This is a genomic window from Micromonospora sp. NPDC023633 (assembly GCF_040640035.1).
In the GTDB taxonomy this organism is placed as follows: domain Bacteria; phylum Actinomycetota; class Actinomycetes; order Mycobacteriales; family Micromonosporaceae; genus Micromonospora.
Window position 1 is genome coordinate 1 of sequence record NZ_JBFABB010000204.1, and the last position, 8,022, is coordinate 8,022.

Consider the following 8,022-nt stretch of genomic DNA (forward strand, 5'->3'; position numbering starts at 1 on the left):
AGCATGATCCGCATCGCGATGATCGACAACCTCACCAAACGCGTCACCGACGAAACCACCCCAACCTGGCGAGACATCTGAAGGCAGCATCACCCCACAAAATACGTGAATCAGACGCCCTCTAAGAGCAGGACACTGCGGTCGAGGAGTGCCCGAGTCGCGGCGGGGGTTGTCGAGAGCAAGACCGCGTCGTGCGGCCAGCAGAGCCCAGACGTTGTGGATGTTGAGGTCGACGAAGGGGTGTCCTGGGTCCAGGCGCTGGACCAGGTGCCGAAGAAGGATCGAGCCGTGCCAGTCAGCGAGCGTCCCGGGGCATGAAGGAGTCGTCGCGGTGGCGGTGCGGGATCTCGCCCACCCAGTAGGCCGAGTAGTTGAGGGCTGCTCGCTCGCAGGCGTCGTCCGGGTGTGCGCGAGCGATGAAGTCCCGCAACGGTTCCGGGTCGCCCTGGTTAGCCAGGGACGTGACGACGGAGCGTGCGTCGGGCCACAGCGGTGACCAGGTGCGGAAGGTAGTTGCTCGGCGGGCTCGGGCGGTGGTCTGGGTGAGCCATCCGCCCGCTGCCTTGGTGGGGTCCATGCCGGCGAGGAAGCAGGCTTGCCGGTGCAGCAGCACGTTCCGATGCCGTCCGGCTGCGGCGCGATCGGCGAGCACATGAAGGTGAGCAAAGAACGCGCGTTGCTCGTCGACGGGAAGGGGCGGCCCGGAGGCAACCGGACCTCGCCGGGGACGGATGATGGGTAGCCCTCTGGCGAAGGTCGGTGTCTGCCCGAGGACGGCCCAGAGGATCAAGTCGGTCAGACGGTGGGTGAGTACGGACCAGCCCAGCGGCTGCTCGGCGATGTCACAGCGGTCGACCTGTCCGTCGAGGACCGTGGCGAGGATGAGATCCGCCTCGGCGGCGTCGTCGAGTGCGGCGAGCAGGACTGTGTTCGCGCCGAGCCGTCCGAGCCTGTGCCGGACGGCGATCGCGTGTCCGAGCGGCACCGCGGTGAATGGTCGGCGCCCGGATTCCCAGCTCTGCACGGTCACGCGGTCAACATCCAGGTCGGCGGCGAGTTGCTCCTGCGTGAGCGGGATGGACTCCCGGATCAGCTTGAACAGGTAGCCGGTCACCTCGCCGCGATGTGGTGCTGATCGTCCGCGACCTGTCATCCGTCATCCCTACGTTGACCGGTGGTCGATGTTCCCGCCATGAAACCAATGCTGCGGCAGCGCATCTGACCTGCTCACTCGTACCACGGGTGAGTCCAACCGCCGTCGTCGTGATCGTAGCGTCGCAGTTACCGAACGTTCCAGATCCGGTCCCGTGGTTCGGGGTCGGCCAGGGAGTGCTGCCCGGCGGAGGGAGCGAGTGATGCGGGACAGGCCGCCACCGTGGCGACGAGTGTCCTACGACCAGTACCTGATCGCCGTCGCGATGACCATGGCACGGCGACACCGCCCGGCATGGTCGTGGCGGAAGTGGAGCTGGGTCTGCCGCTGTGGGGTCGAGCTGCCCTGTCGTAGCCGGCACCGCATCCCGATCAACCGGGGCCACTGGCCCGCCAAGGAGGAGCCATGAGCAACGAGGCGGAGCAGCGGATCCTGGTCGTGCATCTGCCGGGGCAAGGACGGCCTGTGCAACGGCTGCCGGGCGTGGTGGTCGCGGCTGACGCCGTACCCGTGCTGGCAGGCGGATTGGGCGACCAGTCGGCAGGCGCGGTCCCTGACGGCGGCGCTGCTCGGAGGCCGCGCATGACCACGCACGGCCCGGTGCTGCCGATCTGGAGCTGCGGCGGCTGCGACGCGCCCTGGCCCTGCCGCACGCGGCAGCGAGAGCTACGTGCGGAGTTCGACGGCGCTTCGATTTCCCTGGCCCTCTACCTGGGTGCCCAACTGGTGCGCGCCTCCGAAGACCTGACCTGGGTGCCGGTGGGGGCGCTGCACCAACGCTTCCTCGGCTGGCTGCGGTGAGCATCCTGCGGCCCGGCGACGAGAAGTTCCACTACAGCGACGGCTCCCACAAGTGGATCCCGCCGGACCCGGACTACGACCAGGAGGTCTGGGACGAGCAGGTCCGCCAACACAAGCAAGGCCACCTCAGGAACGAGCAACCCAAGGTCCGCATCCAGCGCCTCGTCTGATGCCAGCAGTACAGCAGCGAATTACAGCAACCGTGCCAGCCGAACCGGCCCGAGACGAGCCTCAGCAGGCCGGATGACCTCGTATGAAGCCCGGTCCGACCGCCTTGCCGAGAGTTCACCACGAACGGCAGGGCCCGCTGGTCGGCCGGCCAGGACTGCGCCAACGCGGGCTCGACGTAGACCCCGTCGAGACACGGCGGCCAGGGCATCTCGGCGTGGATCTTCGCGAGCTGGGCGAGATCGTCGCCGGTCGCCGGTCGCGAGGTCATGATCACTGTGTCGACGTCGCTGGCGCCGGGCTGCCACGCGCCGAGCGCGGCGGACCCGACGACGTAGAGGCCTCGCACGTAGCCGGGCAGCGCCTGATCAACCGCGCGGAGATAGCCCCGCATCAACTCCAGGATTACGTTGGCGACCGTAGCAATCGGCTTGGAAGGGGCGGGAAAAGCAGTTGTCGGCGAGACGGTGGCCCCCTAGCCTGCTGGCTGTGCATGCCCCTAGCCAGCGGATGCGCCGGGTGCGCCGGTGAGCAGCCGCCTCCGTGAGGTCGCCCGGCAGACGGTGGCGATCGCCGAGTCCGGCCGGTACCGCAACGGCGCCGGCGACGAGGTCGTCATCGGTGCGCAGGTGCGCGCCGCGGTCGCCGGCACCCGTCACCACCTGCCGGACGAGGTGCTCACGGTCGGGGCGGCGGAGGCCGGGGCCGGCGACGTCGAGGTGACGTACGAGTCGACGTTGCAGGCGGCCCACCGGCTCGGGCCGGGTGCGGTGTGTCTGGTGTTCGCGTCGGCCAAGAATCCGGGCGGCGGGTTCCTCGGCGGGGCGAAGGCGCAGGAGGAGAGCATCGCGCGATCGTCCGCGCTGTACCCGTGCCTGCTCGCCGCGCCCGACTTCTACGCGTTCCACCGCGGCCAGCACGACCTGCGATACAGCGACCGGGTCATCTACTCCCCGCACGTGCCGGTGTTCCGCGACGACAAGGGCACCCTGCTCGACCAGCCGTACACGACGTCGTTCCTGACCGCCGCGGCGCCGAACCTCGGCGCGATCGTCCGCAACCAGCCCGCGCACGCCGCCGATGTGCCGGCGGTGCTGCGCCGCCGTGCGCGGCGGGTGCTCGAGGTGGCCGCCGCGCACGGGCATCGGACGATCGTGTTGGGCGCGTGGGGGTGTGGCGTGTTCCGCAACGATCCCGCCACGGTGGCGGATGCCTTCGCCGACGCGCTGCGCGAAGTCGACCGGTTCGACCGGGTGGTGTTCGCCATCCGTGACAACCTGTCGGGTACCCCCGTGTACGGCGCGTTCGTGGCACGTTTCAGGACCACCACGCCCGGCCCGGCAGGCCATCGCGGCTGAGCGGTGTGGCTCGACGTCGCGACGACGCGCGCACCCGGTGGCGACCGCGCAGCGCCACCGCCGTGGTCAGCGCGGCTGCTCGGCGAGGCTCCGGATGCCCTGCAACGTGTCGGTCATGGCGTCCCGCAGCGCGGCCAGCCGGCGTTCGATGATTTGCTCCTCGTGCTCCGGGGCCCGGTCGATGACCAGGCTGAGCCCGGTGCGGCTGGGACCGATCCGCACGGAGTGCGACAGGCGGCAGCCGCCGTCCTCGGCGGTGAGGCGGTACTGCCAGGTGGCACCCGGCCGGGTCGGGTCGGGGGGGCCGCCGCCGAAGCGGTTGTCGGGGTCGATCACCACCCAACCGAAGACCCGCGGCTCGTCGAACTGCACAATGTGCGAGATGGTGCGCCACTCGCCCAGCGCGGGATGCTGGTTGTGCCCTTCGAACCGGGCGCCGAGCTTCGGCCCCTCGCTGCCGTCCAGCCATCGCACCCGGCACAGCTCCGAACTGAACCGCACGGGCAGCTCGATGTCCGTGACCAACTCCCACACCCGGGCGGGATCGGCTGCCAGGTGGAGGTCGCACTCGATCGCCGGGCCGTCGACGTAGCGCACGGCATCCTCCTTCTCGTGTCCTTCATGGTCTTCCGCTCTTCCGACCGCACCCGCCGTCGGAGGACGGGCGACAGCCGCACCGGACAAGGATGGCCTCCGGGGGGCCGACCGCGCAGCCCCGACGCGCTGACGTGTGTCGATGGATGGCGCCGCCGCGAGCGGCGCGACGGTCCGCGGTGCGGGGCGGCCCGGCAGGTGGGGGCCGGTGTGGGCCCCGCCCGACCGCCGGGCCCACGCCCACCCTCGCTGCCGGCGGTCACGACCGGTGGGTGACCCGGCGTCGGGGGTCATGGCGGCGGCGCAAACGGGTATGCCGACGCATGGGAACCCAGGTCGTCGTGGTCGGCGCCGGCTTTTCCGGGCTGGCCGCCGCGCTCACGCTCGCCCGCGCCGGCGTGCGGACGCGGGTGCTGGAGGCGCGCGACCGGGTGGGTGGGCGGGTGCTCACCCGGTGGTCGGCAGCTACGGCCCGGAGGCGAACGCGCTGCGACGGATGTCGCCGCAGGCCCGGCGGGCCAGCCTGCTCGACGCCCTGGCCTCCGTCGCCGGACCGGCAGCCGGGCGGCCAGAGGAATCCGTCGAGTACGACTGGTCGGCGGACGAGTGGACGCGGGGGTGCTTCTGCGGGGCGCCGACCCCCGGCTCGTGGTGCGGCTACGGCCCGGAGCTGCGCCGACCGGTGGGGCGGGTGCACTGGGCCGGCACGGAGACCGCCACCCGGTGGGCGGGTTACCTGGACGGGGCGATCGAGGCCGGCGAGCGGGCGGCGGCGGAGATCCTGGCGCAGCCGGGCAACTGACCCGACTCACCGCTTCGCGGACCCGTCCGGGGATCGCGGTTGTGCGACGATCGTCGGGCGTCGTGGCGACCGGTCCGTCCCGCCGGTCCGCCCACGCACCGATCTCTGGCAGGCATGCGGGAAGCGCCACCTCGTACCCCTTGGAGAGCATGATGTCCTTGTCCCCGGCGCGGGTGCTCGCCGCGCTGAACGCGGTGCGGCCACCCGACCGGGCGTCCCCGGCCATCGGCAGGGCCGTCGTGATCGGCGGCAGTGTCGCCGGGTTGATGGCGGCCCGCGTGTTGTCCGACTATGCGGAGAGCGTCGTCATCGTCGACAGGGACGATCTGCAGGTGACCGGCGGGCGGCCGGGCGTGCCACAGGGCACGCAGCTGCACGCGCTGCTGCCCGGCGGCTTCCTCCAGCTCGAGCGGCTGTTTCCGGGATTCCGCGAACAGGCCGTGGCCCAGGGGGCGATCGAGGCGCCGCCCGCCGCCAGACGGAACTACCTCGACGGCCGCCTGAAGGTCGTCGTACCCGACGACGCCGACAGCCTGGCGGGCACCCGGCCCCTTCTGGAAGGGCTGATCCGCCAGCAGGTGCTGCGACTGCCCAACGTCAAGACGGTCACCGCCCGTGCCACGGGTCTCGTGTGCGACGGTGCCGCGACCACCGGGGTCCGCTGCGACGCCGGTGGGGTGCCCGGCGTCGAGTCGGGCGATCTCGTGGTGGACGCCATGGGGCGCTCGAGCAGGCTTTCCGAGTGGTTGGAGCAGGCCGGCTGGGATCGGCCCGCCCTGCGGCGGATGACCGTGAACCTCAACTACGCGACCGCCCTGTTCCGACGCCGTGAGGCGGACCCGGAGGCCACGGTCGTCCTGGCGCTGCACACGCCGAGGATGTCGTCGGACGTGGCCGGCGCCGCGTTCTTCGCCGTCGAGGGCGGCCGGTGGATGGCCATGATGGCCGGTTACGGCGAGAACCGTCCAGGGCGCACCGCGGACGACTTCGTACGCCGGCTGCGCGACCAGTTCCCGCCGGAGTTCGGCGAGGTCGCCGGGAACGAGATGCTCGGCGACGTCCAGACCTACCACCATGCCGACAGCCGGCGGCGCGACTTCCACGGGCTGAAGCGGCTTCCGGCCGGGCTGGTCAGCGTCGGTGACGCGGTCGCCTCGTTCAACCCGGTGTACGGGCAGGGGATGACGGCGGCGGCCCTGCACGCGGCCTGCCTGTCGACGTACCTGCGGTCGAGCCCGGATCCGGGCGTGCCCGCGCGCCACTTCTTCGCCCTGCAGAAGGTCGTGGTCGACGTGGCCTGGTCGATGTCGACCTCCGCCGACCTGGCGCTGCCGCACGTCGACGGGCCCTACCCGCGCGGCTACCGGTTCTCCAGCTGGGTCAGCAGGCAGATCGTCGCGGCGACCGTCACGGACGTGCCGACCGCCCGGCGTTTCAACGAGGTCGTTTCCCTGCGTGCGCACCCGAGGTCGCTGGCCACACCCGGCGTCGTCCTGGGCGCCCTGCGCGCCAATCGGCGGGCCCGCTGACCTGAAGGAGGGCGGAGAATGGTGCCGGCTCCCGTCGGGCAGAGGCGCAACATCGCTCTGTTCGTCGTGGTCTCGCTGGTTTCCGGATTCGGCGGCACGGCGATGTCCCTGGTCGCCGGCATCTGGGTGATGGCCCTGACCAGTTCCGCCAGCCTGGCCGCCATGGCGGGCTTCTGCGTCTTCTTCCCGACCCTCTTCGGGCCGTTGCTGGGCGCACTCGTCGACCGGTTACCCCGCCGGCCGCTGCTGGTCTGGACGAATCTGGTGGTAGCCGCCTCGCTCCTGCTGCTGCTGGCCGTGCGATCCGCGGATCAGGTCTGGCTGTTGTACGTCGTGATGCTCGGGTACGGGATCAGCTACGTGTTGCTCGACGCCGCTGAGGCCGCGTGGCTGCCGGCGGCGCTTCCCGGTGACGCGCTGGGGCGGGTGAACGGCCTCCGCATGAGCGCGCAGGAGGGAGCCAAGCTCCTGGCGCCGCTGCTCGGCGCGGGTCTCTTCACGCTGCTGGGTGGGGCGGGGGTCGCGGCTCTTGCGGCCGCCATGCTGATCATCGCCGCCGTGCTCTACCGGCTCGTCCGGGCACCGGGGTCGCGGCCGCCGAGCCGGCGACGGCGGATCGTGGACGAGACCTGGGAGGGCATCCGGTTCCTGCTGGGGGATGCCCGCCTGCGGGCGATCGTGCTCGTCGGCGCCCTCGTCGTGACGATGTCCGGACTCACGACGGCCGCCACGTTCGCCGTGGTCGACGAGGGCCTGGGACTGTCGGTGGCGTTCATGGGCGTGCTGTCCTCCGCACAGGGTGCCGGTGCTCTGGCCGGGGGCCTCCTCACCGGACGACTGATGACCGGACGGGGGGAGGCACTGGTCGGGACGTTGGGCGCGGTCCTGTTCGCAGCCGGAACCGCGGCGCGCCTGCTGCCCTGGACGCCCGGCGTCGTGGCCGGCAGCGTCGTGGTCGGTGTGGGTCTGCCCTGGGCGGTGGTCGCGGCGATGACGGCGGTGCAACGACGGACGCCGCAGGACCTGCTCGGGCGGGTCGCCGGCACCGCCAGCACCGTCGTGTTCGGCCCGATGTCGATAGGCATTCCGCTGGGTGCCTGGCTCGTCGCCGTCGCGGACTACCGCCTGACCCTCGTCGCGGTGGCGATCCTGACCGTGATCGGTGGCCTGCTGCTGACCGGCCGCGCGTCCCTCACCGGGGCCGACGGTGAAGACGCGGCGGCAGGCGGAAGCGCGACGCCGGACAGGGCGGGCACACAGGCGAGCGGGGCGGCGGCCGAGGGCGGATCCGCCGCGCGGCGGGGGAGCGCCGAGGCCGGCGTTGGTGTGTCGGACGGCGACGCGCAGAGCCCGGTGGAGGCCCGAGAGGTCGGCTGACCGCTCGGGCGAAGGTGCGTCGCTGTCCGCCGGTCCCACCCGGGCACCCACGCTCCGCTCGTCACCAGTGGTCCGGTGCCACGGCCGCTCGTCGGCCGTCCCCGCCGTGACTGCGGTCACGACGGGGACGGCGAGCATGCGTGAGTCAGAGGGTGGTTTCGCCGTTGAGGCCGAAGTAGTCGTGCCATTTGGTGCTGGGGCTGAAGGTGGTGCCGGTGGAGAGTCCGACGTAGACGTCGT

Annotated in this window: 8 protein-coding genes and 3 pseudogenes; 8 read left to right on the forward strand and 3 right to left on the reverse strand. The window is 71.7% G+C overall.

Going from position 1 to position 8,022, the window contains the following annotated elements; all coding sequences use genetic code 11:
- Positions 1-119: 119 nt before the first annotated feature.
- Positions 120-1,153 (reverse strand): annotated as a pseudogene (locus AB0G13_RS33090) (helix-turn-helix transcriptional regulator); the annotation flags it as partial.
- 232 nt (positions 1,154-1,385) lie between these two features.
- On the opposite strand from AB0G13_RS33090, the gene AB0G13_RS33095 reads away from it, so the two are divergent.
- From AB0G13_RS33095 to AB0G13_RS33105, 3 genes are read left to right on the forward strand one after another with little or no spacing between them, the layout of a single operon-like run.
- The gene (locus tag AB0G13_RS33095; protein WP_357883136.1) at positions 1,386-1,562 is read left to right on the forward strand and encodes a hypothetical protein; all 177 of its coding nucleotides are present in this window, start codon (positions 1,386-1,388) and stop codon (positions 1,560-1,562) included.
- A complete protein-coding gene (locus AB0G13_RS33100) occupies positions 1,559-1,954 on the forward strand; it encodes a hypothetical protein (protein ID WP_357883139.1) in 396 nt (131 codons plus the stop codon). The genes AB0G13_RS33095 and AB0G13_RS33100 overlap by 4 nt, the downstream gene beginning before the upstream one ends.
- On the forward strand, positions 1,951-2,124 hold the full coding sequence (locus tag AB0G13_RS33105; protein ID WP_350706644.1) for a hypothetical protein: 174 nt from the start codon (positions 1,951-1,953) through the stop codon (positions 2,122-2,124). Before AB0G13_RS33100 ends, AB0G13_RS33105 begins: the two co-directional genes overlap by 4 nt.
- A gap of 221 nt (positions 2,125-2,345) precedes the next feature.
- Here the strand turns inward: AB0G13_RS33105 and AB0G13_RS33110 are convergent.
- Positions 2,346-2,516: pseudogene (locus AB0G13_RS33110) on the reverse strand (nucleotidyltransferase domain-containing protein); the annotation flags it as partial.
- Positions 2,517-2,649: 133 nt separating this feature from the next.
- On the opposite strand from AB0G13_RS33110, the gene AB0G13_RS33115 reads away from it, so the two are divergent.
- Complete coding sequence (locus tag AB0G13_RS33115) at positions 2,650-3,480, forward strand: TIGR02452 family protein (protein WP_357883142.1); 831 nt, start codon at positions 2,650-2,652, stop codon at positions 3,478-3,480.
- A 66-nt stretch (positions 3,481-3,546) separates the two neighbouring features.
- Here AB0G13_RS33115 and AB0G13_RS33120 read toward each other — a convergent pair whose 3' ends face one another.
- Positions 3,547-4,077, reverse strand: coding sequence for an SRPBCC family protein (locus tag AB0G13_RS33120; protein WP_357883145.1), 531 nt, complete (start codon positions 4,075-4,077; stop codon positions 3,547-3,549).
- A gap of 320 nt (positions 4,078-4,397) precedes the next feature.
- Between AB0G13_RS33120 and AB0G13_RS33125 the strand changes: the two are divergent.
- From AB0G13_RS33125 to AB0G13_RS33140, 4 genes and pseudogenes are all read left to right on the forward strand, one after another.
- Positions 4,398-4,514, forward strand: a pseudogene (locus tag AB0G13_RS33125) (FAD-dependent oxidoreductase); the annotation flags it as partial.
- A gap of 14 nt (positions 4,515-4,528) precedes the next feature.
- Positions 4,529-4,876, forward strand: a complete 348-nt coding sequence (locus AB0G13_RS33130) for an FAD-dependent oxidoreductase (RefSeq protein ID WP_357883148.1) — start codon at positions 4,529-4,531, stop codon at positions 4,874-4,876.
- Between the two features lie 152 nt (positions 4,877-5,028).
- Positions 5,029-6,405, forward strand: a complete 1,377-nt coding sequence (locus AB0G13_RS33135; RefSeq protein WP_357883151.1) for an FAD-dependent oxidoreductase — start codon at positions 5,029-5,031, stop codon at positions 6,403-6,405.
- Between the two features lie 18 nt (positions 6,406-6,423).
- Entirely contained in the window at positions 6,424-7,782 is a 1,359-nt protein-coding gene (locus AB0G13_RS33140; protein ID WP_357883154.1) for an MFS transporter, read from the forward strand.
- The last annotated feature ends 240 nt before the right edge of the window (positions 7,783-8,022 follow it).

Coding starts and splice junctions, on each gene's coding strand:
- AB0G13_RS33140 (WP_357883154.1), top strand. CDS start 6,424: ATGGTGCCGGCTCCCGTCGGGCAGAGGCGCAACATCGCTCTGTTCGTC.
- AB0G13_RS33100 (WP_357883139.1), top strand. CDS start 1,559: ATGAGCAACGAGGCGGAGCAGCGGATCCTGGTCGTGCATCTGCCGGGG.
- AB0G13_RS33135 (WP_357883151.1), top strand. CDS start 5,029: ATGTCCTTGTCCCCGGCGCGGGTGCTCGCCGCGCTGAACGCGGTGCGG.